General features: G+C 45.9%; 24 protein-coding genes and 1 tRNA gene. 12 read left to right on the top strand and 13 right to left on the bottom strand.

The genetic code is table 11. The annotated features are described in order from the left end of the window. The first annotated feature begins 33 nt into the window (after positions 1-33). The 7 genes from rpmB (at position 34) to DWB79_RS06445 (ending at position 5,818) form a co-directional block, all read left to right on the top strand. A complete protein-coding gene (rpmB, locus tag DWB79_RS06475) occupies positions 34-225 on the top strand; it encodes a 50S ribosomal protein L28 (protein WP_006189625.1) in 192 nt (63 codons plus the stop codon). Positions 226-321: 96 nt separating this feature from the next. Beyond that, a complete protein-coding gene (locus tag DWB79_RS06470) occupies positions 322-978 on the top strand; it encodes a DUF1007 family protein (protein ID WP_016523230.1) in 657 nt (218 codons plus the stop codon). 64 nt (positions 979-1,042) lie between these two features. Beyond that, positions 1,043-2,041 (top strand): nickel/cobalt transporter, encoded by a 999-nt coding sequence (locus DWB79_RS06465; RefSeq protein WP_245541301.1) that lies wholly within the window; start codon positions 1,043-1,045, stop codon positions 2,039-2,041. 4 nt (positions 2,042-2,045) lie between these two features. Beyond that, positions 2,046-3,017: a helix-turn-helix domain-containing protein gene (locus tag DWB79_RS06460; protein WP_016523228.1), complete on the top strand. Its 972-nt coding sequence runs from the start codon at positions 2,046-2,048 to the stop codon at positions 3,015-3,017. A 91-nt stretch (positions 3,018-3,108) separates the two neighbouring features. Beyond that, positions 3,109-3,696, top strand: a complete 588-nt coding sequence (locus DWB79_RS06455; protein ID WP_016518357.1) for an MptD family putative ECF transporter S component — start codon at positions 3,109-3,111, stop codon at positions 3,694-3,696. Between the two features lie 2 nt (positions 3,697-3,698). After that, positions 3,699-4,358 (top strand): energy-coupling factor transporter transmembrane component T family protein, encoded by a 660-nt coding sequence (locus tag DWB79_RS06450; protein ID WP_016523227.1) that lies wholly within the window; start codon positions 3,699-3,701, stop codon positions 4,356-4,358. 2 nt (positions 4,359-4,360) lie between these two features. Continuing rightward, positions 4,361-5,818 carry an ABC transporter ATP-binding protein gene (locus DWB79_RS06445; protein WP_016523226.1) on the top strand — a complete coding sequence of 486 codons (1,458 nt, stop codon included), beginning with the start codon at positions 4,361-4,363 and terminating at the stop codon, positions 5,816-5,818. 136 nt (positions 5,819-5,954) lie between these two features. On the opposite strand, the gene DWB79_RS06440 is transcribed toward DWB79_RS06445, so the two are convergent. The 4 genes from DWB79_RS06440 to DWB79_RS06425 all read right to left on the bottom strand — a co-directional run bounded on the left by DWB79_RS06440 (position 5,955) and on the right by DWB79_RS06425 (position 8,024). After that, a complete protein-coding gene (locus tag DWB79_RS06440) occupies positions 5,955-6,431 on the bottom strand; it encodes a hypothetical protein (RefSeq protein ID WP_016523225.1) in 477 nt (158 codons plus the stop codon). A 21-nt stretch (positions 6,432-6,452) separates the two neighbouring features. Then, positions 6,453-7,100 carry an RNA polymerase sigma factor gene (locus tag DWB79_RS06435; RefSeq protein WP_016523224.1) on the bottom strand — a complete coding sequence of 216 codons (648 nt, stop codon included), beginning with the start codon at positions 7,098-7,100 and terminating at the stop codon, positions 6,453-6,455. A 3-nt stretch (positions 7,101-7,103) separates the two neighbouring features. Further along, the gene (locus tag DWB79_RS06430) at positions 7,104-7,475 is read right to left on the bottom strand and encodes a hypothetical protein (RefSeq protein WP_016523223.1); all 372 of its coding nucleotides are present in this window, start codon (positions 7,473-7,475) and stop codon (positions 7,104-7,106) included. Positions 7,476-7,541: 66 nt separating this feature from the next. Beyond that, positions 7,542-8,024 (bottom strand): flagellar basal body-associated FliL family protein, encoded by a 483-nt coding sequence (locus tag DWB79_RS06425; RefSeq protein WP_016523222.1) that lies wholly within the window; start codon positions 8,022-8,024, stop codon positions 7,542-7,544. A gap of 81 nt (positions 8,025-8,105) precedes the next feature. Between DWB79_RS06425 and DWB79_RS06420 the strand changes: the two genes are divergently transcribed. Then, a tRNA-Leu gene (locus DWB79_RS06420) sits at positions 8,106-8,189 on the top strand. A 159-nt stretch (positions 8,190-8,348) separates the two neighbouring features. Next, on the top strand, positions 8,349-10,169 hold the full coding sequence (gene sppA, locus DWB79_RS06415) for a signal peptide peptidase SppA (protein ID WP_016523221.1): 1,821 nt from the start codon (positions 8,349-8,351) through the stop codon (positions 10,167-10,169). Positions 10,170-10,397: 228 nt separating this feature from the next. On the opposite strand, the gene DWB79_RS06410 is transcribed toward sppA, so the two are convergent. The 5 genes from DWB79_RS06410 to DWB79_RS06390 form a co-directional block, all read right to left on the bottom strand. Next, positions 10,398-11,408 carry an ABC transporter ATP-binding protein gene (locus tag DWB79_RS06410; protein ID WP_016523220.1) on the bottom strand — a complete coding sequence of 337 codons (1,011 nt, stop codon included), beginning with the start codon at positions 11,406-11,408 and terminating at the stop codon, positions 10,398-10,400. Between the two features lie 14 nt (positions 11,409-11,422). Then, positions 11,423-12,529 (bottom strand): ABC transporter ATP-binding protein, encoded by a 1,107-nt coding sequence (locus DWB79_RS06405; protein ID WP_084762281.1) that lies wholly within the window; start codon positions 12,527-12,529, stop codon positions 11,423-11,425. Positions 12,530-12,531: 2 nt separating this feature from the next. Continuing rightward, complete coding sequence (locus DWB79_RS06400) at positions 12,532-13,632, bottom strand: ABC transporter permease (RefSeq protein ID WP_016523218.1); 1,101 nt, start codon at positions 13,630-13,632, stop codon at positions 12,532-12,534. An 8-nt stretch (positions 13,633-13,640) separates the two neighbouring features. Continuing rightward, positions 13,641-14,570, bottom strand: a complete 930-nt coding sequence (gene oppB / locus DWB79_RS06395; RefSeq protein ID WP_016523217.1) for an oligopeptide ABC transporter permease OppB — start codon at positions 14,568-14,570, stop codon at positions 13,641-13,643. A 265-nt stretch (positions 14,571-14,835) separates the two neighbouring features. Further along, positions 14,836-16,437, bottom strand: coding sequence for a peptide ABC transporter substrate-binding protein (locus DWB79_RS06390; protein WP_016523216.1), 1,602 nt, complete (start codon positions 16,435-16,437; stop codon positions 14,836-14,838). 469 nt (positions 16,438-16,906) lie between these two features. Between DWB79_RS06390 and DWB79_RS06385 the strand changes: the two genes are divergently transcribed. The 3 genes from DWB79_RS06385 (at position 16,907) to DWB79_RS06375 (ending at position 20,778) form a co-directional block, all read left to right on the top strand. Beyond that, positions 16,907-17,812: an alpha/beta hydrolase gene (locus DWB79_RS06385; RefSeq protein ID WP_016523215.1), complete on the top strand. Its 906-nt coding sequence runs from the start codon at positions 16,907-16,909 to the stop codon at positions 17,810-17,812. A 2-nt stretch (positions 17,813-17,814) separates the two neighbouring features. Further along, positions 17,815-19,059 (top strand): peptidase U32 family protein, encoded by a 1,245-nt coding sequence (locus DWB79_RS06380; protein WP_016523214.1) that lies wholly within the window; start codon positions 17,815-17,817, stop codon positions 19,057-19,059. Positions 19,060-19,584: 525 nt separating this feature from the next. After that, positions 19,585-20,778 carry a ZinT/AdcA family metal-binding protein gene (locus DWB79_RS06375; RefSeq protein ID WP_016523213.1) on the top strand — a complete coding sequence of 398 codons (1,194 nt, stop codon included), beginning with the start codon at positions 19,585-19,587 and terminating at the stop codon, positions 20,776-20,778. A gap of 200 nt (positions 20,779-20,978) precedes the next feature. On the opposite strand, the gene xdhC is transcribed toward DWB79_RS06375, so the two are convergent. From xdhC to ade, 4 genes are read right to left on the bottom strand one after another with little or no spacing between them, the layout of a single operon-like run. After that, positions 20,979-21,482: a xanthine dehydrogenase subunit XdhC gene (xdhC, locus tag DWB79_RS06370; protein WP_016523212.1), complete on the bottom strand. Its 504-nt coding sequence runs from the start codon at positions 21,480-21,482 to the stop codon at positions 20,979-20,981. 2 nt (positions 21,483-21,484) lie between these two features. Then, on the bottom strand, positions 21,485-22,366 hold the full coding sequence (xdhB, locus tag DWB79_RS06365) for a xanthine dehydrogenase subunit XdhB (RefSeq protein ID WP_006188014.1): 882 nt from the start codon (positions 22,364-22,366) through the stop codon (positions 21,485-21,487). A 1-nt stretch (position 22,367) separates the two neighbouring features. After that, complete coding sequence (xdhA, locus tag DWB79_RS06360; RefSeq protein ID WP_016523211.1) at positions 22,368-24,665, bottom strand: xanthine dehydrogenase subunit XdhA; 2,298 nt, start codon at positions 24,663-24,665, stop codon at positions 22,368-22,370. A 10-nt stretch (positions 24,666-24,675) separates the two neighbouring features. Continuing rightward, entirely contained in the window at positions 24,676-26,433 is a 1,758-nt protein-coding gene (gene ade / locus DWB79_RS06355; protein ID WP_016523210.1) for an adenine deaminase, read from the bottom strand. Position 26,434: the final 1 nt, after the last annotated feature.

The following is a 26,434-nucleotide window of genomic DNA, read 5'->3' as shown; positions in this document are numbered from 1 at the left end:
AATGCTGATAGATAAAGCTAAGGAAGGTGAACTATGGCACGCAGATGCGATATTTGTGGAAAAGGGCCGATGAGCGGTAATACGGTTAGTAAATCAATGAATCACCAACGCCGCGTATGGCGCCCCAACCTTATCGACGTAAAAACGGAAATTGATGGAAGAACGTTAACCCTGAAACTGTGTTCCCGCTGCTTAAAGAGCAACTATGTTGTTAAGAAAGTCTAAGCACCCGTTTTTTATTCTTGTTAAAAAGAGTCCTCAGTAAGGACTCTTTTTTTATATCTGCTCGATATTCCAACAAAATCACCTGAGGTATAAGGAATGATACGGTATAGATACAAAAAAATAGTATGCATTTCGATTTTATTGACTACCCTGCTCTTTATCGCCCATGTTCAACTGGTAGCCCATCCGCATCTTTTCGTTTCCACTCAAACCGAGTTCGTATTGAACAACGGAAAAATTCAAGGCGCGTATGAGACATGGACATTTGATCGTTTTTTCAGCGCGGATATTATTCAAGGATATGATCTGAACCGAGACGGTCTTTTTGATAGAGCTGAAACAAAGGATGTCTATGACAATGCCTTTATCAACACTAAAAACTATTCGTATTTTACCTTTATCCGGCAAGGTGATAAGCGGGAGAGCCCTGCACAGGTGAGCGATTTTTCGGTACGTCAAAAAAACGGTATCGCTTCGTATCGATTTTATGTTGATTTGTCAAAATACAACGGCAATTTCTACTTTGCTGTATACGATTACACCTTTTTCTGTGATTTCCGATATGATGAAAAGACGCCGGTGGTTTTTACCGGAGCTTCCGGCAAAACGATGCCGACATACACGATTGTCGAAAATAAAAAATATCCGGTATATTACGACCCTTTTGATACCGCCGATATGACAATGACATACAATTCGTGGAAGCCGGGATTACAAACATATTATCCTAGAGAAATTCATATTACCTACTAAGGAACACCACATAATGCGATACGGAGTAATGCTGAAAAATCAATATAAATACGTTTTATATTATTTGAAAAGGAAACACATAGGAGTAGAAACGATACGGCGCGGAATTATCCTGTTTGTATTCTGTATTATGACCGTCGGGCTCTGGGCAAACCCCTTTACCGGCAAAAAAGATACGCCTGCACCCATCCGCACGGAAAAAACGGCTGATTTTATTGTGAACCGGCAAGCTCAGCTGCATACAAAACTCGGCGACTCCATCTATGAGTGGACACAGACAAATTCTGCACAGGCATTCTGGACAATTATCGCACTTGCTTTTTTTTATGGGATTGTACACGCACTGGGACCGGGACACCGGAAAACACTCGTGTTTTCATTTTATCTGACACGCCAAGCCCCTGCGTGGGAACCTGCCGTCACCAGCCTTATCTTAGCGGGACTACACGGCATAATGAGCATCCTATTGCTGTTGATCTTCCGCAATGTGAGCGGCGCATTATCCGCACATACCGACTCTGCAGCAATTTACCTTGAAGGTTTTTCCTTTATTCTGCTGATGCTGCTTTCCGTAGCTTCCATCCTCCATTTGTTGTCCGGTATATTTCCCAATCGTTTTCCCCGCTTTCGTTTCAGCCGCCGCTCACTCGCACCCGGGCAAAGCAGCAAACCGGCGTATAATACCGGCAGCTACGGTTCCGCACGGTATAAAAACCACCGCCCGCAGTACAGCAGCGCCGGAAACATACAATGGGGTGCTTTTTTACTCAGCGGCATATATCCCTGCCCCGCTGCCTTACTTGTACTGGTACTGGTTTCTACGTTGGATGCGGCAGGTATCGGCATCATCGCGGTTATCGGTATGTCGATAGGCATGGCAATTCCGATTACTGTCGCAGCATACCTCGCATGGACAGGACGGCAGCGTTTGTTTAAGCGAATCGGCAAAACGCAAAAATATGCCGAAACAGCCGCATTAGTACTCTCGCTGGCAGCCTACAGTGCAATCTTTATCTTTTCACTTACCGCAGTACTTCCCTTCATCAAAAGCGTGATAGGGTAATTCTATGGACTACCTAAACCACCTCTACGGCAGAGATATAAAAACCGTAAAAAAATTACAGCACGGAACAGTGCATACCGTCAAAACACGGAACGGAATGTGCTACGTTACATCGTATCGTATTTTCCCCGGTGTGAATGTTATGTTTAACGACATCCATACCGATACATTATGTCCACCTTCCGCTGCGGATCTGCTCAATAACAATATCAAGCAATACGAACTGAACCATTGCAGAGAAGGCGCATTTGAATCGATATTAAAAGACGGAACACAGGTCAGCATGAATGCCGGTGACTTTGCAATCAATCCTTTAGAAAATTGTTCGCAGCATTCTCGGTTTCCGATACGGCACTATCACGGTATCAGCATTTACATTATTCCGGCGGAATTAGGAGAAGAAGCCCGCACCTTGCAGCAGTATTTTTGTATCGATTACGGAATCATTTTAGAACACCTGTGTAAGAACGGAACCCTCTTTTTGAAACGAGCAACGCCCGAACTTGATCATATATTTCACGAAATGTATCACGTGCCGGAAGAAATTGCCGTTCCGTATCTAAAAGTAAAAATACAGGAATTGTTTTTGTATTTAAGCATATTAAAAAGCGGCATCGATTTTATCGACCGTGAATACGCGCAAAAAAACAATCGGGAAATTATCAAACGCCTCCATCAGTTTGTCATAAAAAACTCAAATAAAAACTACAGTTATGCGCAGCTTTCCGCCATCTTTCATATTAAAACGACAACAATGAAAACCTGCTATAAATCGGTTTATGGAACAACCATTCACGAAGCGGTCAAAAAAGCGCGGCTTCAAAAAGCAATCGATCTTCTTAAAAACTCCTCCGCAAACATTACGGAAATTGCTTTGGAAATCGGCTACTCAAGCCATGCAAAATTTTCGGAAGCCTTTAAGCAGACCTATAACCTGCGGCCGAGCGAATATAAAAAAATAATCAAGCACGAATAAAACCATCCGACTTATCGGGTACAACTTGTCCGATTCGGAAAGAACAATAATGTAAACCGATGGTAATATCTTCCTACCTGGAGGTATTATTATGTCAAATAGGTTATCCGTAAAGGATTTGGCGACGATCGGTATTTTTTCGGCAATAATGATCGTTGTGTTTATTGCATTCTCGATGATCACCGGCGCGTCCTTATTTTTTAATATGGTGTTGAATGCCGTGTTTGCAGCGTTTATCCTCGCACCGTTTTTTGTGTACATGGCAATGAAGGTCAATAAGCCGGGCGTAGTTCTTATTTATAATACGCTGCATGCCGTTTTAACAACCGTCTTTATGGGACCGTTTATGTTTCCTTGGTTTTTTGTCGGCGGAATTATCGGCGAACTTTCCATGTGGGGTAAAGACAGCTACCGGAACTGCAAGCGAATTACCATAGCGTGGATTATTACTTCACTTACACGAGCCACACACGGTATGAGCGAAATTTGGTTTTTCTATAATGCTTTTGTAAAGACCGGTGTTTCGAAGGAACAAATCGATATACAGACACAATACTATACCGATCCTAAATGGGTTGCAATCTCATTAATCCTTACCGTTATTGCTGCAATGCTCGGTTGCTATATCGGCAATAAAATGCTTAAAAAACATTTTATAAAAACAGGGTTGTTAAATTAGGTATGGATTTCCGTACTAAATTAGCGGTATTCTTTTGTACGGTATTTTTGGTATCGGTTATTTCCAAGAATACCGTATTTTTCTGTTTAATCGGTTTAGTGGCAGCGTATGGCGTTTTTCAAAAACACTATCGCAGTATATTCCGCTGCGTTTTTGTTTTACTCATTGTCGAAACAATACAGCTTATTTCAAAGGGTAACGGATTAGGCACAATGCTGCCTGAAATGTTTTTATTTATTATCACTCGAATGATCGCTGTGCTTATATCGGTTATTCCAATCATTAAAACACCGCCGGGAGAATTGACCGCTGTTATAAACAAATTAAAAATCAATAGAAATATTGCGTTGTCTTTTATTTTTATGATGCGTTTTTTTCCGATTATCGGAAATGAATTTAAAGAGATTATCGAGTCTTTAAAATTGCGCGGATTATTTACCTTAACAAAACCACTGCAAACAATGGAATATGTCTTTATCCCAATGATGTTTTCCGCTTCTAAAACAGCGGAAGAATTAGCTGCTGCTGCGGAAGTACGAGGAATATCCGCTGCCGGAGTACACACCTCTAAGCGGGCTATCGTATTTACCACCGTCGATTGGGCTATCACACTGATCGCTCTTGTTATATCCGCGGGATTATATTATTGGGAACTGCATTAAAAATGATTACATTAGATCATATCTACTATTCATATCCGCAATCGTCAAAAGAAAATCTTGATGATATAACGATGGAGATACAAGATGGAGAAGCTGTCGCTTTAATCGGATTGAGCGGATGCGGAAAAACAACGATAACACGAATCCTCAATGGGCTCGCCTATACATTTTTTTCAGACAAAATGGAAGGCAGTATATCGCTTAACGGCATCGACCCGATCAAAAAGGAATTATATGAAATAGGGCGGATGATCGGTTCTATTTTTCAAAATCCCAAAAGTCAGTTTTTTGCAGAAGTTGTAGAAGATGAAATTGCATTCGGCTTGGAAAATTACGGTATCGAACGTACCGAAATTGTCAAGCGTATTACCGACTCTCTACGTATGATTAACGGCGAAACCTTACGAACAAGAAATCTGTTTCAGCTTTCAAGCGGCGAAAGACAGAAAGTCGCGATTGCATCAATCAATGCACTTGATCCGCCGGTCTATGTATTTGATGAACCTTCTGCAAATCTCGATATGGCAAGTGTGGAAGCGCTAAAACGATTAATGGCTTTGTTAAAAAAGAAAGGAAAAACGCTTATCGTTTCCGAACATCGAATCTACTATCTCAAAGATATCATCGATCGGTATTATTACATAGAAGACGGAAAAATTATCCGCTGCTATACAAAGGAAATATTTGAACATTCACCGGTTGAATTTTTTCGGCAGCAGGGTTTACGCTTATATTCCCTTGACCGTATTGAACCGCACGGAAAAACAATATCCGGAACACGGTGCCTAACAATCGATAACATCTCTTTTTCATACAACAGACAATCGTTACTGGAAAATTTAAGCTATTGTTTTATAAGCGGCACGATATACGGCATCATCGGCGGTAACGGCGCCGGTAAAAGCACCTTCGCAAAAGTACTGAGCGGACTGCTGCGTGAAAAACACGGCAGTATTTCTTCGTGCGGAAAAGACAGCTGCAATGACATAAAACTCAACTGCCGTACACGGAGGAGAACGATATACTATTTGTCAAATAATCTTGACAGTAATCTTTTTGAAGTTTCCGCTGCAGAAGAACTGCGATTAAACGCTCCCGCCGCCGACACTGCTGAAATCCTAAAAGACTATTGCTTGGACACCGCTGCGGATGCACATCCGCAAATCCTCTCCGGCGGACAAAAACAACGGCTGGCAATCGCCGCCGCCTCATTATTAAAAAGAGACGCGTATATTTTCGACGAACCGACGAGCGGCTTAGACGGAAAGAATATGCGCCTTATAGCCGATAAAATGCGGGAATTGCAAGCACAAGATAAAATCGTTATTGTTATTTCTCACGACTATGAATTTTTAATGGAGATTTGCAGTATTGTGTTACACTTAAACGGAAATTCATTTACGGAATACATTGCTGCAAGCGATAAAGACAAGATATTGAAGATTTTGCAGCAGGAATAAACACCAAACCTGTTCGGAAACTTCCGTTTCAGAACAGGTCGACTCTGTATTAAAGCCGCGGATTATAAATACAGCTCATAAAATCAGCTAGGTGCAAAACGAATTCTTAAAATCGGCTTACCTTGTACTCCGCCCCTTACACTTGCCGCGTAAATTTTTCGGTAAAAAATACCAAGTTCTTTGCAAGGAATACGGCAGAATAGGTAATAATACTGCCCGCGCATAAAAGCGCGAATGAGATGCAGAAAGAATCGCCGAATTGGCTTAAACCGATTTTTCCGATATCGCTGAACGGCAAAAAGATAAATCCGGTAATCAAAAAGACACCAACAGCGAGCCACGGAAGCAGCGACTTATTTTTCTCCTGCCGAGAGACAGCTGGAACAGTCTGTTTATTCAGTAAGTGTATTGCGTTCATTGTCGCAGCAAACATCCGCTCATCCGCTGCAATAGGTGTACGCAATATCTGCCGCTGAACATTCTCTCCAGCAGCCATCCGATTAACGGCTTGCCTACATGACGTACAGCATAAAAGATGCATCTTGAGCCCTGTCGGCAACGATTCGTTTTTATCAAGTAAAAGATACTGATCTTGAAAAATATCACAATTCATAGAATCTCCATCCATTAATTGCTAATTGTGCACAACAACCGGATACGGGAACATCGTATCCCGATGGGTGTACTCAAAAATCGTCCGGTCTTCTTTCAAATATTCCCGTAAAAGTTTCTTTGCACGGAAGATATGAGATTTTATCGTATTCAACGGCAGTTCGGTAACAGCCGCGATGTCGGTATAGCTCATATCGTAAAAAAAATAAAGGTCGATACAAATACGGTAATTATCGGGTAAATTGTTGACTGCCTCACGCACTGACAAAATGATACATTCATTCAAATGCTTTTCTTCGGGATTATCTCCCCGGTACTCAATTTCAGTACCATCAGCAAGCGACATATAACTCCGTCGTTTTTTAGCCGAGTTAATGGCAGTATTATAGGCGATACGCATCAGCCATGTTGCAAACGGAGCCTCAGCGCGGAACGTCCCAAGTGCAGCGTATGCCTTCAACATCACGTCTTGCACAAAATCTTCACAATCATCGGTATTGTCAAAAAAACTCAGCCCAAGCATATAGACCCGTTTTTGATATTGCGCCACTAATACGGCAAAGGCTTGCGTATTGCCGTTTAATACCGCTTTGCACACTTCGTAATCCCGCAGCGTTTGATTAAGCCCTTCTTTTTTATAAACGGCGGCATAATCGGTTGTCATATTCATTGCCTATCCCTCCGTTTTTCCTTCCGGCAAAGCAACAGGCTTTCGTACTTCACTACCCCAACTGCAGCGGGTAATTACATAAAAGAGCGTAAGGCTAATACCAAGCGCGAGCGGAATTAGACCTCCGAGTAAAATATACCCAACTCCGGCAATAAAATAGAACAAACCGAATAATACACAGCCGATAACGGTCAGCATAATACCTAACAGTAAGCAAAAAAGGCGAATATTAACGGCAGGACGGATATAGGTATTTGTCTTAATTTGAAGCATAATCTGCTTATGCCGCCATAAAAAATAAAAGAAGACCAAAACGCTGCCCATCACAATCCCAACAATCGGAATAACGGCGATAATAATCTGTACTGCAACCATTTTTACTGCTTCCTCCGCAAATAAACACTCAAAAACTCACCGAAGTTTTTAAAGGTTGTTCTTGCTTTAATAAAGAATAACAAATTCTTCAAAATAGATATTATGTATCTTTCCCAATACGAGCTGCTTGTTTATCCGTTCCATAAGCGTCTGTTTTATATCCTGCGGTAACTCGCTGCTGAGCCGATATGCGCTTTCGAGCGAGAACCAGTCGAGTATGCTTTTTTTTAGCGCGTCTTTTTTGGCAACCAATTCTTCCTGAAATGCAGTATCCGAAGCCTTATATTCAAGGAACGGCTTGAGAATAACCGTAATCGGCGGATTATCGGCTGTAACGGCGCGAAGCTGGCCAAGGTCGCCATACAATGCATATTCCTTAGGGGGAATATAGGCAGCTCCTCCTGCCGGTTCTTCATTCTGCCGTTCTGAAGCTCGCTCTTTTGTTTTTTTGACAAAGGCGATAACTGTCCCGATTACAATAATCGCAATCAAAACAATGATAATGCTTCGCAACAATTTAAATAGTTTGTCCGACGGATATACGCTCATATTTATGATGAGTATATCAAAAAAAAACGATTGACAAAAGCCTCTTTTTATCTATAATATGTTCATTGCAATGCGCTTTTTGCCCCGGTGGTGGAATTGGTAGACACGCTAGTTTCAGGTACTAGTGCTTTCACGGGCATGGGGGTTCAAGTCCCCCCCAGGGCAGTCCTTCTATTAGATATGGAACGTATATAATAGATACCGCCGAATAACCGTTCACCGATACATCTTCTCAGTCAAAATGACACCATACAAATTTTTTCTACCGGTAATGACTGTAACAAATCGCTTTTGCGAAAGCGCTCTGCATCGGAGGAATTCACTATGAAAGATAAAAAACGCGGCTTCTTTTATTCGTTCTTTCGCGGCTTGAATCTTATCCGCTTAATTATTATCAATCTTATATTTTTCATTTTGCTCTTTTTATTTATTGCAGGTCTTTATAAATACAATGACAACACCGGAAAGCAAAAGAATACCCGTATTACAGTTTATGCCGATTCTCTTTTATTGATTAATCCTGCCGGACGCCTTACCGAAAAACCCGATGAATTTATCTGGCGGAATTATCTACTGTCGGACACAGCCTCCGATGCAATTCTTTTATCGGATATTACCGATGCGTTACGGCATGCAGCGCACGACCGGCGTATCACGGCGGTTTTGTTCGACCTTAGCGGACTCTACGGTATTTCCACAGGGCATTTTACCGAATTAAAGACTGCGCTGCTTGAATACAAAGACGCCAACAAACCGCTCTACGCATTTTCAACAAATTATGGATTAGGACGCTATTACATCGCCTCTTTTGCCGACCATATCTACCTTGACCCGATGGGCGAAGTGGACTTATCGGGATTTTACACCGAATCGCTTTTCTACGGCGAAATGGAACATAAACTCGGGGTTCAATGGAATGTTGCTCATGCGGGGGCTTTCAAGTCGATGGCGGAAACTTATTCACGTACCGAGATGTCTGCCGGCGTGCGTAACAATAATCTATCCGTACTGAAAGACTTATGGCACATGTACTTACAGGATATAGCCGCAAATAGAGCCGATGATGCGAACCGCTTTGAAACCTATACGGTGAACTACAATGATGCACTGCGGAAAGTAAACGGCAACAGCGCTCAAGCGGCACTTGATGCAAATCTGATCACCGATATCGGTACGTATGAAGAATGCGGTGTTGAACTCGGTGTACTGGATGAGGAAACATACAACCTTTCTTCACGGGACTATATCAATTACTATAGCTATAATAAGTCTTTTAAAAAGAAAGAAACGGATAATCAAATCGGCGTTATTTATTTAACCGGCTCCATTACAGGAACTTCCGATAATACATCCGATAATGCGGACAGTCCAACCCTCGTAGACTTATTCGACGAAGCAGCTGATGACGATTCAATTAAAGCAGTAGTATTGCGGATTGATTCAGGCGGCGGAGAGGTGAACGCCTCTGAGGATATACGGAGAAGTTTGGAACGGCTCTCAAAAAAAATCGGCAAACCTGTTGTTGTGTCGATGGGCGATATAGCAGCCTCGGGTGCATATTGGATTGCGTCTTCCGCCGATTATATTTTTTGTTCACCCTATACCATTACCGGTTCAATCGGTGTCTTTGCCGTTTCACCATCTATTCAAAAGGCTGTACAAGAATACTTCGGAATCCATGTAGATGGAGTAAGTGTTTCCGGCCGCATGCCCTACTCAATTTTCCGCAATCCGACCGACGCAGAAAAAACACAATCGGAATTGGAAGTTATGCATACATACTCAATCTTTTTAGATACGGTAGCGCAGGGCAGAAACCTGCCGCGTGCGACGGTCGAAGAATTGGCTCAAGGGAAAATCTATTCCGGTACGCAGGCAAAGGAGCTACAGCTCGCTGATGAATTGGGCGGTTTTACCGATGCCGTCAATTATGCTGCGACCAAAGCAGGTATAAAGGAAACATATTCGTTAAAAGTTTTATACAAAGAGCCGCCTGTAACCGACGAAATCTTAAAAACGTTGCTTGCCGACAATGTACGGTTCTACAAAACCGCCGACCTGCAAGTACTGTATGAGCTTTTCCGGCTGCGCTCAAAAAAAGGCTTTTATGTATATACCCCCATCAAAGCACCAACGGAAGAGTGAAATCAAGCAAACGCATCAGACATTTTTTTGAATTCCCCGCAAAATCAACATACCCCGACGCTTGCGTCGGGGTATGTTGATTCCGTCTGATGCGTTTGCTCTGCTAGTCCTGAAAAAAGTGTGCGAAATTTTTTCAAAATTTCGCACAGATAGAAAACACTTAAAGGTTTACCGCCTTAGTCCTTACAGCATTGCAATTTTCAGTTGTTTGCCGAAAACGGCGACAGCTTATTCGCAGAGGAAACACGCAACTTGGTGTCCGTTACCTTTGTCTTTCAGCTGTGGAATAGTGTTTTTGCAGTGCTCCATACGCTTGGGGCAGCGATCATAAAAATAACAACCCGTGCGCTTTTCCGCAGGAGAAGGCACATCTCCCGACAAGATAATCCGCTTGCGCTTGCGCTCAATTTCCGGATCCGGGATAGGAGCAGCAGACAGCAGCGCTTCCGTGTAGGGGTGCAGCGGCTTTGAGTAGAGCTCTTCGGCATTCGCAATTTCTACGATAACGCCAAGGTACATAACCGCAACCCGCGTGGAAATATACTGAATAACGGCAAGGTCGTGCGCAATAAACACGTAGGTAAGCCCGAATTCATCCTGCAAATCCTTAAAGAGGTTAAGAATCTGCGCTTGGATAGACACGTCGAGCGCACTGACCGGCTCGTCTGCAAGGATTAACTCCGGCTGAAGTGCAAGCGCACGGGCAATACCGATACGCTGCCGCTGCCCGCCTGAAAACTCATGCGGGTACCGGTTGCGGAAAAAGCGGGAAAGTCCAACCTTTTCCATTAACACCTCGACACGGTCATCAATTTCTTTTTGGGTATACGAAAGGATGCCGCGCTTCGTTAAAATCCGCATCGGTTCCGCGATAATATTTCCTGCCGTCATGCGCGGATTCAGCGATGCATACGGATCTTGGAATACCATCTGCATATCTTTTCGCGCCTGCATCAGCGTGTGGTGTGAACAACCGGCAAGCTCCATCCCCTTAAACAGGACGGAACCCGATGTCGGTGTATACAGCTGTGCAATAGCACGAGCTGCAGTTGATTTTCCGCAACCGGACTCCCCGACAAGACCGAGCGTTTCACCCTTTTTGACCGAAAAACTGATGCCATCTACCGCACGGATCGCACCTTTCTTACGAGAAAAGAGGCCGCCTTCCGCAAACGGAAAATGCATCTTTAAATCCTTGACGGTCAATAATGCTTCCGATTCGTTATATTTTTCTTCCATAAAAAAGCGTCCTCCTATTCGTTATTTTCCGCAGATTCAGCTGCCGCATTGTTCGATACGGAAGCAGCTGGAACAGCCTCTCCGCCTTGCGTTGAATCTTGGAATACGGCGGCCGATTCCTTCGCAGCGTTGCCCGACTGATAGAGCCAACAACTCGTGCGGTGACTGGGCGAAAGACTGTATGAAGCGGGATACTCCGTCTTACACTGCGGCATCGCTTCACTACAGCGCGGATAGAACGGACAGCACGGCGGCAAGTCGATAACATTCGGCGGCTGCCCGCTGATAGAGAACAGGCGTCCTGCATTTTTCTTGTCCATCCGCGGCACCGATTTAATCAACCCGCGCGTGTAGGGGTGTGCAGGATTTGCAAACAGTTCATCCACCCCACCCTGCTCTACAATACGCCCCGCATACATAACGCACACGCGGTCGCACATACCGGCCACCAATCCGAGCGAGTGGGTAATCAAGATAACGGCAGTGCCGAGCCGGGCGCTCAAGTCCCCGATTAAGTCCAAAATCTGTGCTTGAATGGTAACGTCCAACGCGCTGGTCGGCTCGTCGGCAATCAGCACTTCGGGGTCGCAGCTTAATCCCATCGCAATCATAACGCGCTGCCGCATACCGCCTGAGAACTGGTGAGGATAGCAGTCAACCCGCTTTTCCGCTGCGGGGATGCCGACAAGCTTGAGCATTTCAATCGCCCGATCACGTGCATCTTTTTTCGATAAGCCCTGATGCAGCCGAATTGTTTCTATCATCTGCGTCGAGATTTTTAAGAAGGGATTAAGGCTCGTCATCGGATCTTGGAAAATCATTGAGATTTTATTTCCCCGCAGCTGCCTAATCTCTTGCTTATCCATCTTGAGCACGTCTTTACCGCCAAACCACACCTCTCCGCCGATAATTTTCCCCGGAGGATTCGGAATGAGGTTCATAACTGCTAAGTTGGTTACGCTCTTTCCTGAACCGGATTCACCGACTATGGCGAGCATTTCGCGTTTATGCAAATCGAAAGAAACACCGTCAACAGCCTTTACGATGCCGGCATCAGTCCAGAACCATGTTTGTAAATTTTTAACCTGTAATATTTTCTCGTCTGATTTTTGATTATTCATCATTACACCCTGTTTTTACTCTGAGGATCGAAGGCATCGCGGAGGCCGTCGCCGAGAAAGTTCATTGCAAATAAGAAAACCGTCATTGCGATTGCCGGAACCAACAGCTGCCACGGATAGATCGTCATTACGTTTACACCATCGGACACAAGCGACCCCCATGAAGCGCGCGGAGCTGAAACACCAAGTCCCAAGAATGAAAGAAAACTCTCGTTCATAATAAAGCCCGGGATGGAAAGCGTTGAGTAAATAATGATAATACCGAGCGTGTTCGGCAGTATGTGACGGAAGATAATGCGCGGCGTAGAAGCGCCCATCGAACGAGCTGCTTCGACAAACTCAGCATTCTTTAAGCTGATAACCTGTCCGCGTACAACGCGCGCAATAGTCAGCCACGAAACAAGCGCAATCGCGACAAATAGGATGACGATATTTTGCCCCAAGATCGCCATCATAATGATAACGACGAGCATATACGGCAAACCGTACATAATATCGACAAAGCGCATCAATACGTTATCGAGCCAGCCGCCGAAATAACCGCTCACCGCGCCGACCAGTACGCCGATAAAAAGCGAGGTAATCGTACCGATCAATCCGATCATAATCGAGATACGGCCGCCATATACGACACGGGCAAACATATCCCGACCGAGCGCATCCGTACCTAAAAGATAGCGGCGGTTATGCACCGGATTGTTCGTTACTTCCCGCTGTAACGCAGCGAGCTCTTCCTTTTGCTTTTGAGAAAGTTCCGCGCAACCTTCTTTTTTTGCCGTACGCATCATATCCGCACGGAGGACACGCACCATCATATCCCCTGCCTTACTAAGAGAAGGAGGCAGGTTTTGGTGGATAATCGTCTGCTCGGAATAAGAATAAATCGGCAGAATTGGTGCTAGAAGAGAAAGCGCTGCATAAAAGCTCACAATGAACAGCCCCATAAGCGCCATTTTGTTTTTTTTCAGCCGTCGCCATGCATCATCCCAGAGAGATATCGGCTTCATCGATTGGTTGAATTCATTAACCGGAAGATCACCCTTCGTTTTAACCGGTGTGCCTTCCTGAGTTTGGTTTGTGCCGTCCGTTTGTTTAACGTCCATCTTAAGCCTCACTTATATGAAATGCGGGGATCGATAACCGCATAGAGAATATCAACAACAAAATTCATCAAAATCAAAATGATGGAATACATAACTACCGTTCCCATAATCAGTGTATAGTCACGATTAAGAGCAGACTGTACAAAGAAGGTACCAAGCCCGGGAACTAAAAATATTCTTTCGATAACAACAGAGCCGGTAATAATACCTGCAAAGGCAGGCCCAAGATAGCTGATAACCGGCAGCATTGCACCCTTTAATGCATGCTTAAAGAGCACTACCGGATACGAAAGCCCCTTTGCATAAGCTGTGCGGATATAATCCGAACGCAGCACCTCCAACACACTGGCACGGGAAAGACGGGCAATGTACGCAAAATACGGCAGCGATAGTGCAAGCGCCGGCATAATAAGTGTCTTTAACCCTTGACGGCCGGTAATCCAGCCGGAAGTCGGCAACCATTTTAATTTTACTGCAAAAAGGAGCATCAAAAGCGGACCGACAACAAACAGCGGCACCGAAATACCGATAACAGCTATAGACATCGCCGCATAATCGGCAACAGAATTACGCTTTACCGCAGAAACAAGTCCCACCAGCAAGCCGAAAAATAGAGCGCTGCAAAGAGCCGTAATACCGAGAATAAGCGAATTCGGCATTGTATTGCCGATTAAGTCATTGACGGTATAATCTTTATATCTGAACGACGGACCGAGATCTCCCCGCAGCATATTCCCCAAATACCGCACATACTGCTTCGGAATCGGTTCATCCAAATGATAGACCTTATTGATGTTTGCAAGCACCTCAGGCGGCGGATTCCGTTCAGCGGAAAAAGGTCCCCCGGGCGCAACTTTCATGATAAAAAAGCTGAATGTTACAATTAAAAAAAGCGTCGGAATCAAACTGATTAACCGGCGTATGATAAATCGAATCATGCTTCCCCCAAATTCATACGTGTTTACGGAAGCATTGACAGGATTAAAAAAGAAACACCGATTCTCCGTTCATTATAACAAACCGGTATCCTTGCGAATAATATCAATACTCCACTCAATTTTTTAATTTAAAGAAAGCTCGGAGATGTCTCAAAAGTGGTTACTTTTTCGCCATCCCCGAGCTTCCGCGGCGCCGGAATATTCTGTTCAGGAATCAACCGACGCCATGGGACGTCTTACAACCTCAGGTTTTAAGAGCGCCTCATTATTTTACTTTCTTCAGACCGACATACGGATTAATATTCTGCGGATTGGTATACCAGCCTTCCCACTTGGTCGTGTCGATAAGGTTCTGGCTGACATACGAATACATCGGCAATATTCCCTGATCTTCGGTTAAGAACACAGTTTCTGCATCGTGCAACACTTGGAAGCGTTCCGCCCCACCTTTCATAGTAGCAGCTTTACGGATCAATTCATCGAACTTAGGATTGCTGTATTCACCGTCATTGTTGCCGCTGCCGGTTATAAACAGTTCCAAGAAGGTGTTGGGATCCTGATAGTCGCCAACCCATCCGGCACGGGAAATATCAAAATCATGCTGATTACGCATATCGAGGAATGTTTTCCATTCATAATTCTGAATCTTAATATCGATACCGAGGTTACGCTTCCACGAAGCCTGTACATATTCAGCAATGAGTTTATGACCTTCCAGCGTATTGTAAATAACCGTCATTACCGGGAACCCTTTTCCGTCGGGATATCCAGCCTCTGCAAGAAGCTTTTTCGCTTGCTCAGGGTCGTAGCCTGCGCCTTCACCGGGTGTATAACCTGCCATCGGAGGAACGATAGAACGAGTTGCAAGCTGACCTGCTTTTGTTACCTTTTCCACCAATTCCTCACGGTCTAAAGCCATTGTTAATGCCTTACGTACACGAACATCCTGCAACGGCCCGCGTTTTACGTTAAAGATGTAGTAATAGGTAGAAAGCTGGGGCGCTACCTGATAGTCGGGCAGCTGCTTAACTTCATCGATACGGGGAACAGGAATACCGGTATCCCAATCTATCTCTCCGGCCTTATATTTTTCAAAAGACGTATTACTGTCTTCGATCGGTAAGAACGTTATGCGTGAAAGATGAATATTTTCCTTATTCCAATATTTCTCGTTCGGCACAACGGTAACTTTTTCCTGAGGTACCCATGATTCAAGCACAAAGGGACCGTTTCCAACAAAGTTGCCGGGTTTAATCCAGTCGGCGCCAAATTTTTCAATTGTATGCATCGGCACTGCATTGAAAGCATAGTGTGCAATAACATCGGCCGCATAAGGCGCCGGACCGGTCAGTTGTACTTCAAAGGTCTTATCATCCACAGCTTTAATTGCAACAGCAGAAGCATCCGCCTTACCGGTGTTGTAATCTTCCGCTCCCTTTACGATTAAACTAATCATAAAGGCATACTGCGAACCCGTTTCGGGCGCAAGTGTACGCAACCATGAATCGACAAAGGTCTGTGCGGTAATCGGCGTACCGTCACTCCATTCTGCATTACGTAGGTGGAAGGTATAGGTCATGCCATCCTCACTGATATCCCACGATTCTGCAACACCCGGTATCGGATTACCGGTTTTGGGATCATACGTTACCAAGCCTTCAAACAACGCCATATTGATGCGGTGTTCGGGCACACCCTGAATTTTTGCAGGATCCAAGCTCTGCGGTTCAGCGCCGTTACCGATAATAAATTCCGCATTGGCATTACCGGCTGCTGAAGTTTTTTCACCGCTCTGCCCGCCGCAGCTTGCTAAAATCAGCGCGACGCTTACCAAAGCAGTTAATAAGCATACCATTTTACGCTTCATACTCTACTTCTCCTTTTAAGTTATAGTGAGTGATATTATTTAATTATACATAATCTTGTCATTATATCAAGTATATTTATACAGTAAATCAGGAAAAACCGTATATTTTTGCATTTTCTGCCAAGACAAACGCATCAGACACTTTTTTGAGTATCCCGCAGAATAATGAGGCTGTTCAACCAGAATAACGCCAAGGAATTGCCATCCGTGTCAATTCCTTGGCTGCCGGTTTTTTCAAAAACCGGTTTCTGTTTATCACCTCTGCCATCCTTGGCAGTTCTGACTGCGGCTCAAATGGTCTCACAGCCTCATTATTCTGCGATTCTTATCTATCCTATCCGATGCGTTTGTCCTTCTCTCCAGATTAAATGTGCAAAATTTTTAACAAAATTTTGCACAAGAAGTAGATACCCCGCATATTTGCAAAAGGGGGCTGGAATGAGCGAGGAAGATTTTGTATACTACCCCGATGGATGGGACAAATTCATTACGTCAGATTCAAAAGTCATTCAAAAAGGCTCTTTATTCTCCTAAAATACCATTGAGTACCATTCGAGAAGAATACGACTCCTTTTTTTATGCGCCGTATCTACCAAACAATACGGATATAACACGCGATACTATCGGTTCAGTACCGCTAGAGATATTAAAACCGGAAGTAGCGGCGGCAAACCGTGTTATCCTTTATGCCCACGGCGGGTCATTTGTAAATGGTTCCTGTAAGGCTTCGCGGAACTTTTGTGCTTCGTTTGCTCACGAATGCGCGTGTACATTGTTTTTGCCGGAGTACCGCCGTGCGCCGGAATATCCTTTTCCTGCCGGCTTGGAGGATATCTTTATTACCTATCGAGGAATACTAAAAAAATACGATTTTCCTCCGGAATCGGTCGTTATTGCAGGGAACGAGGCGGGAGCAAATTTAGCGGTTGCGCTTGTCCATTACTTAAAACAGAAAAAATTGCCGCAGCCGGCAGCACTCGTGCTTATTTCTCCATGGCTGGATGTTTCATGCTCAAACGAAGAAATACATACATTACAAAAATCCGATAAATTTTTGCTGAAAGAGTCGCTTCAGGCAGTTGCCGGACGCTATACAGCAGCTGACAATTTCCAGAACCCGCTGGTATCTCCGCTTTATGGCTCCTTTGCCGGTTTCCCTCCGGTCTTTATTCAATGCGGCGGCAAGGAAATCCTGTCGGCAGATGCAAAAGCGCTCGCACAAAAGATTGAGGCGGCCGGCGGACAGGTACAGTTAGATATATGGCCTGAGATGTGGCATTTCTTTCAGGCGATGGACGCACAGGCAAAAGAAGCTCACTTAGCGGTAGAAAAAATGGGGCAATGGGTGCAGTCTCTTTTTATTGAGGAAGAATAACGATGGAATTGGTAGCCCCTGCCGGAAATCTGGAAAAACTGCACTATGCATGGGAATATGGAGCGGATTCCGCCTATATCGGTCTCAAAAATTTTTCCTTGCGAGTAAAAGCAGACAATTTTTTTACCGACGAATACAAAGTCATCAACGCACTGAAAGAGCATTATGCAAAACAGGGAAAACCCAAGAAACTGCTCTGTGCACTGAATATTTCTTTTCATAATGAGGACATTAAGGCCTTTTTAGCGGAAACCGATTATTTTAAGCTTTACCCCATTGACGCCTTTATTATTCAGGATATCGGAATGGTTTCCGTACTGCGCAAGCATTTCCCCAATACTCCGATTCATCTCAGTACACAGGCAAACTGTATCAATTATGAAGCGGTACGGGTATACCGCGACTTGGGATTTAAGCGCGTGGTGCTCGGCAGAGAGGCTTCGCTTGCCGATATTGCCGAAATAAAAGCGCATGTGCCGGAGATGGAGCTTGAATGCTTTGTACACGGTGCGATGTGCATTGCATATTCGGGGCGATGCCTTATCAGCGCATACCTTACCGGTCGCAGCGCGAATGCGGGGGCTTGTACTCACTCCTGCCGGTGGGACTATTCGCTTGCCGTTGAAGAGAAAGAGCGTCCGGGAGAATACTTTCCCGTAGAAGAGGGCGGCGGCTATACGGCGCTTTTTTCGTCCAAAGACCTCTGCATGATCGACTACCTTACCGACCTGAAAAAGGCGGGAGCCGATGCGCTTAAAATAGAAGGAAGAATGAAAAGCCTCTATTATACTGCGCTCGTTACCCGCGCCTACCGGAAGCGGATCGATGCCTTATGTGGCAAAATCTCTCCTGCCGAAGCGGAACCATTTGTGAAAGAGCTGTACAATACGGCGCACCGTGCATTCGGTACCGGCTTTTATTTTTCAAAGAATGATGCAAATAAAACCACCCGCGGGGAATCAAAGTCGCCGTATAGTATGGCCGGTACTATCGGGAAAGACCTCGGCAATAACCGCTACGAATTTATATCTATGAATAAGATTACCGCAGATATGCCACTTGAATATATCGGCCCCGACATCTGCGCAATCGAAGACCGCAATTACACACTGCTCGATCCCGAAACCGGCGCCGCCCGCGACTGGGTATGCCATGGCCATCCCTGCATTATCGAGACGACCGTCCCGCTGAGCAGCGGCTTTATTGTGCGGACAAAGAGCCGTGAAAATTCGGAAACGACGGCATAGACCTTATATTACTATAGGAAACCTCGAAAAACTGAAAGCCTATCGGCTTTTTCTATAAGGAAATTATTCATTATATCCGCTAAAGCGGATTGCAAAACGGTTTTTGGACAGTTTCCTTAAGCTTTAGATGCGAGTTTAAAATTAAGTCATTACTATATAAAGACTTAATTTTAAACTCGCTATCAGCTATGCTGATGGCGATGTCCAAAAAGTAACCAACTTTTGAGACATCCCCAAGTGATTATGATCCAAACTGTTAGAAACGGTTGACATTTTAACTAAAGCTTGTTATTATAAGCATACACTATGCAGCTATGAATCAATGATATGAATAGTAGATGTTATTCCTCCCAAAATAAGTGTTAGAGCGGTCTTATTTGTCCCCATAAGGCCGCTCTTTTTTTATTCCTGCGGGTTTTTAATACCATGGCGCTCTGCATCGGGGTTATGGATTATACAATCTGTCAGAAGTGGTTGACATTTTTTACAAATTTTGTAAGTATAGGCAAACATTAGGAGGTTTAGATGTTACCTAAAAAACATATCGTATACGGAGCGGCAGTATTGCTGCTTGCCGTATTTTTTACCGGATGTAAATCGACATCCGCGGCTGTAAAGCTCGAAGCGGGAAATGAACTTTCTGCGTGGAAGGGTGAATGGCAATCCTTTAGCGCGATTTCCGGCGCAACTCAGCTGAACGACGCATATAGAATGCAAGCGGAAAAGATGCCGTACTATACCGAAGACGGATTAAAGGCAGCGGTTTCCAAGATGTTTGCAACGCCTATCGTAAAAGCAAAGTTTGACGGTTCCAACACCGTACTGTTTACCGTAATGGACAAAGACGGCAATGAAAAACAAATTCCGTGCGAATACCGTTATACCGGAATGAAACCCATGCAAGGGGTTGAAGGCCATTCATGGTATGCATTTGAGGCGATCAAACCGGTGCAGGGCTTAGCGGAAGCGCAATATTTTATTATCGTACCTCCGCATCGAGATTCCGAAGACAGCTTATTGCACTGGCATGCACGGTTCGGCAGCAGAGACATTAAGTCGCTGGTAGAAAGCGATCCGCTCTGGTGGCCGACCTACGCCGATACGGCAGTCTCGAACGAAAACCTGTTAAAAGAAATAACCGATACGATTAAGGAAGTTGCGGAGATGTTGCCGAAAGCGCCCCTTATGCCGTATACGGGTAAATGGGTCAACACTGCACTGATCTACGACGATCCGCGTCCTGCCGTTCAGGAAGCATATACAAAGCTCATTAAAGAATTTTCCGGCAAGAAAGACGGCAGCGACTTTACCAAAGAAGAAATCATTATGATAGCGAAGAAAAGCTACGGCACCGCTTCTGACTTCACCCATCTTGAGTTTATTACCGACAACGATAAAAACGAAATGGTTGTATGGAAGGGTGATACCGAACTTTCGAGAGTTGCTTACAGCCGCGACGGCGCCAATAAACTGCGCGCTATGGCAAATGCATTTGTTGCATCCGACCGGCAAAAAGCGGGAAAATTCGCCTTTTTATCGATGACGACACCGCACGGCAGTCCCGCACACATGCATGTATGGTACGGTATGAAGCCGAGCGAAATCGAAAAGACGGACGGTAAAAAGCCGACCTGTATTCCGGCAGACAGCTCTGAAGAACTGGTCGCAAAGCGCGTACTCGATACATGTCGTAAGCTTTTAAAAGAGGCAACAAAATAATCTAAGGAAAAAGTAGGAGAGAACCTCTAAAAACCGATTCGTAGTCTGCAAGGCGAACAAGTTAATGAATTTCCTTACAGAACAAGCCGAGAGGCTTACAATTTTTAGAGGTTCCCCATTACATTAAAAAGCGCCGCTAAAAACATCATCGCGGATAGGCTTACGATTTTTAGCGGTACCCAATACTCAAGCCCCGAACCTTACGCGCCTGCCTTTTTCATTTGTTCAAGGTTTTCAAGATTTTGCTTCATCGCTTTTTCAACAGCGCGGAGAATGTTTTCGTAGCCGGTGCAGCGGCAGAGGTGTCCGGAGATAAGCTTACGCAGCTCCTCCCGTGTATACAGCTTTCCGCTGCCGACAATTTCTACCGCCGTCAAAATAAGCCCGGGAGTACAGAAGCCGCATTGAACCGCCGCTTCATCGATAAAGGCCTGTTGTATCGGATTGAGTTCTCCGTTTTCACCCTGCAAGCCTTCAACCGTCAAAATACTCTTACCGTCCGCCCATACTGCAAGGTAAATACAGCTATCGACGGACACTCCGTCTATCAACACGGTACAGGCGCCGCACTCCCCTACTTCGCAGCCTTTTTTAACACTGGTCAACGCAAGCCTATTGCGAAGCGCGTCGGCAAGCGATTCCCGAACATCAACGGCAAGCTCGCGTTGCTTCCCGTTTACCTTCATACTAATAATTTTTAACATGCTTACACCTCCTGCCGCTCGACAGCTTTCCGTAAAGATCGCACCGCTATTTGCTTGGCGGTATTAACTCTGAACGCTTTTGACGCGCGCCACGAGTCACGGGGATTGATATCCGTGAGAAGCACTTCCTGCAAGCCTTCATATAATGCATCATTGATTTCTTTACCGGTCAAAAAAGCCTCGGTATTTTTACAACGCAGCGGTACCGGAGCGGCAACGCCGAAGCACATACGCACCTCATCGATTTTTAAGGCGCCATTTTCCCGTTTGGTTTTTACAAGGGAAGCGCAGCTCAAGTTCGCAATATCCATCGCATTACGCATCGCATACTTGATGTAATCGCCGGTAAAGCCTTCGTAGTCCTTCTTTTTAATGAGGAATGAGGTTACCAACTCGCCTTTTTGCAGTACGACCTTTCCGGCGGATACGTAAAATTCCTGCACGGGAACCAACCGCACTCCATCCGGGCCGGTAATTTCGACAACCGAGTTATAGCATTGCTGGCTCGGCGCGGTGTCGGCGCTGGTTACACCGTTAGAGATGTTCCCACCTGCGGTTCCCATATTCCGTATTTGAGGCCCACCTACTTGATCGGCCGCATAGCCGAGCATCGGTAAGTGCTTTTGCACGATGGGGCTTCCGGTTAATTCGCTAAAGACCGTCAGCGGACGGATGCGGATCGTACCTTCCTCGTCTATGCTCACACCGCGCAATTCGGGGATGCCGAAAATAGACACGACATTCCGTCCGGCAAGTTTACCTTCCCGCATTTGAATCAGCACGTCGGTGCCGCCGGCAAGAATAACCGGATTTTCGGTACGGACTAAGGCGCTTACGGCATCGGCGATTGATGTCGCTTGATAAAAACTTTCCATATCGTACATATTAGATCACCTCCTTCAGCAGCCCGCTTTCGCTGAACGCTTCAAAAAGCCGCTGAGGATTAAGCGGCAGCTTGTTAATGGCGACACCGGTTGCATGGAGCAGCGCGTTGCGGATTGCCGGCGGCTGCGAAATAATCGGCGGTTCGCCTAAAGATTTATTCCCGAAGGGGCCGGTAGGATCGGCATTTTCGATAAACAGCTCGTGTAAGTCGGGAAGATCCATCGCCGTCGGCAGCTTATAATCCAAAAGATTCCCGTTCAGCAGCTTGCCTTTATTATCGTAAAGCATCTGTTCGGCAGTTGCAGCGCCGATTCCCATTCCCATGCCGCCGTGTACTTGAGCTGCCGCCAACTGCGGATTGATAAGCGTACCGCTGTCGTGCAGGTTCAAAATATTCAGTACCTTGATTTTGCCGACAGGGATATCAACCTCAATCTCAACAAAGGTTGCACCGAACGAGAAGCAGTTATCGGTACAATGCGACGTTTCTTCCGCACTGAGATGATTGGATTCCTTCATACTGTAACAGCTTTCCATTGCGACCTCTTCCAAGGTGAGCCGCTCTTCACCGGTACTGCGGACAATAATTTTTTCATGCTGCAGATCAAGTTCATCGGCCTTCATATCGAGCATCCACGCCGCATAGTCCAATATCTTTCGTTTAAGCGATTCGGCAGTTTTTTTAATCGCCTTACCGCTCACGTATGTTTGACGAGAAGCATAAGCTGCACTGTCGTACGGGCTGACATCGGTATCCTGTTCGGAGAAAATATAGACCTTATCCATCGGCAGCGAAAGCACTTCGGCAGCCATCTGGCAGAACACCGTATCGGCGCCCTGCCCTATTTCCGTCGCCCCCATCTGAATTTGAATACTGCCGTCCTGATTGAGCATGATACGGGCGGAGGCGGTTTCGAGCGAGATGGGGTAAACGCCGGTTTTGTAGTTAAAGCAGGCAACTCCGACACCGCGGCGCACCGGCCCTGTTTGATTTGCATACTTTTTCCGCAGCTCATCCCAGTGGAACACCTCGCGGCCTTTCTGCAAGCATTGATAGAGCCCATCCGAGTTTGCTCTAATCTTTGTAACGGGATCTTCGTACCCTTCCCGCATACAGTTCTTGAGCCGCAAATCGATAGGATCCATATTCAGTTTGAGCGCCATATCATCCATAAAAGATTCAAGGGCAAAATCCGCTTGCGGAATCCCATACGCGCGCATAGCCCCTGCGGTAATATGATTGGTAAACACGGAATACGCTTCGGAAATGATTCCCTTTTCCGCCGAATAGAGCTGCTTAAACTCGTTGGAGGCATTCGCGGTAATGGCGTGTCCGTGTGAAGCGTAACCGCCCTTTGTGGAGTAGCAGAGCATTTTGCGCGAAATGAACCTGCCGTCCGACTTCCGCACTGTTGTCTTCATGTGGAATTCCATTGCATGGCGCGTGCGGGTACACATAAAGGTCTCTTCCCGCGAAACAGACAGCTGTACGCACCGTCCGCCGACCACCGTACAAAGGTAGGCATTTAGCGGCTCATACAAGATATCCTGCTTGTTGCCGAAGCCGCCACCGATATACGGCTTGATAACCCGTATTTTTCCCCAGTCGATACCGAGCGCCTGTCCGCAGATACGGCGGCAGATATGGGGCAGCTGTGTGGAAGAAACTACAATAATTTTGCCGCCCTTCATGTAGGCATAAGAACCGGGATTTTCGATATGACAGTGAGAAATAGGAGATACCGCATAATCGCCTTCAACCATGATAGTATCGGGATCATCCGGCGTTTCTTCATACTCGCCTACGCTAAACACCGTATGCTTCAGCACATTGCCCGGGAACGCTTCGTGTAACACGGTCGCTTCGGGGGACATCGCTTGATGCACGTCCAGAATAGGAGGATATTCTTCATATTCAACGGTGATAGCCTTTAACGCGCGTTCGGCGGCCACATTATCTTCCGCAATAACGGCAGCAATATCATCGCCGTAATACCGTACTCTTCTGTTGAGCAGCTTGCGGTCGGCAATATCCTGATGCGCCGCCTCGGTAGACCACGGGTGTCCCGCAGTCGGAAAACAAATGTCCGGTACATCAAAACAGGTAACAATCTTAACCACGCCGGGAATTTTCTCCGCAGCGCTCGTATCGATCTTTTTTACCAGTCCGTTCGCGATGGTACTGTGCAATACCTTTGCAACTAAAAAATCACTGTGAAAATAATCGTCTACATACTTTGCCCTGCCGGTTACCTTATCGTAAGCATCGACACGGGGCACCGCTTTTCCAACTATCATTTTTACCTCCCTATATAAACTGAAATTTTACTACATCGAACAAACCGGAATCCGTCAATTTTAATTCGGGGATAACCGGCAGCGCAAGGAACGACAATCCGATCAGCGGTTCTACTTCGGGGTATACGCCGATAGTATGCGCTTTCTCGGCTGCGTCGTGAATACAGTCGGCGAGCTGCACCGGTTCCATAGCGCTCATCAAACCGGCAATCGGCAATGCAAACTTGCTGAGCACCGTGCCGTTTTGTACAACAGCCACGCCGCCTTTCATATCGATTACTTCTTCTACGGCACGGTGCATATCAGCCGCATTGGAACCGGCTACGATGATATTGTGAGAATCATGCCCGATACTCGACGCGATGGCTCCGTTCGACACTCCATAACCGTGCAGCAACGCGCGGCCGATATTGCCGGTGTTCTTGTGCCGCTCCAGCACCGCCAAATAGCAGAGCTTGCCGTCTTTGAGCATCTCGGCGCATTCCTGCCGCGGAAACACCAAATGTTTCGTAAAAAGGGTTCCCCGCTGCATTCCGATAACATGGAAATTATCGGAACCCGACGGCATAAAATGGTCGGCGCTAAAGGCGCTCCGAGATACGGGAACAACGTGCACGCTGTCGGTAATCCGTTGAATGGAGAACGAAGACGGTTCGTCTGCCGCCGCCGATTCCGTTTCTTGCGCCATAGGAACGGAAGAAACTTCGATACCGGCCTTATACACCGAATTGATTGAAAAGTCCGTTATATTATCAAATACGACAATATCCGCATAGTGGCGCGGAGCGATAGCCCCCCTGCCGCTCAAACCGTAACACTGCGCCGCATGGAAGCTTGCCATACACAGCGCATCTTCCGGTGATAACCCGAGCGACACCGCTTTGCGTACATTATTATTGATATGTCCGTTCGCTAAAATGTCGCTCATTTTTTTATCGTCGGTACAGAACGCAAAGCGGCTTGTATCGGTTTTATGCTCCAGCATACCGCGTACGATAGGCTCCAAATCCTGCGCGGAAGAGCCTTCGCGTATCAGGATGTACATTCCCTGCTGCAATTTTTCGAACGCTTCGTCGTAGGATGCGCATTCGTGATCGGTACGGATACCGGCGGCGCAGTATGCCTGTAAATCTCGGCCGCGCACGCACGGCGCATGACCGTCGCATATCTTTTTCTTTTCCCGAGCTGCAGATATCTTTTTCAATACGGCTTCATCCCCACAGATGACTGCAGGATAATTCATCATCTCTCCGAGGCCGAGTACGTTCGGCTCATCTAACAGTTTTTCTATATCGTACACGGTAATAGCGCCGCCGGTGTGTTCAAAGTCGGTAGCGGGCACGCAGGAAGGAATCATAAAATAGATGGAAACAAGCGGCTGGTTCGTACCGGCAAACACCGCCTTCCGCGCATCCTCCAGCATATAGAGAATACCGTCAACGCCCGCGACGTTGGCAATTTCGTGCGGGTCGGCAATAACGGCGGTAGTACCGCAGCGGAGCGCCTGCCGAGCAAAATTCCGCGGGGACGCCATCGTGGACTCAATGTGTAGGTGCGCATCGATAAGCCCAGGGCACACGAACTTGCCGGTTAAATCTTTTTCTACAACGCCTTCGTACTGTCCGACTCCGGCGATATAGCCGTCCGCTATCGCAACATCCTGTTTAATAAACTCTTTGGTAAACACATTAAGCACAAAAGCGTTTTTTAACACCAGATCGGCTTTTACCCGCCCTGCCGCAATATCGATAAACCTTTTTTCATCCATA

The sequence above is a fragment of the Treponema medium genome, assembly GCF_017161265.1.
Classification (GTDB): Bacteria; Spirochaetota; Spirochaetia; order Treponematales; family Treponemataceae; genus Treponema; species Treponema medium.
Note: the sequence above shows the minus strand (reverse complement) of the source record. Positions and strands in the feature narration are given on the sequence as shown.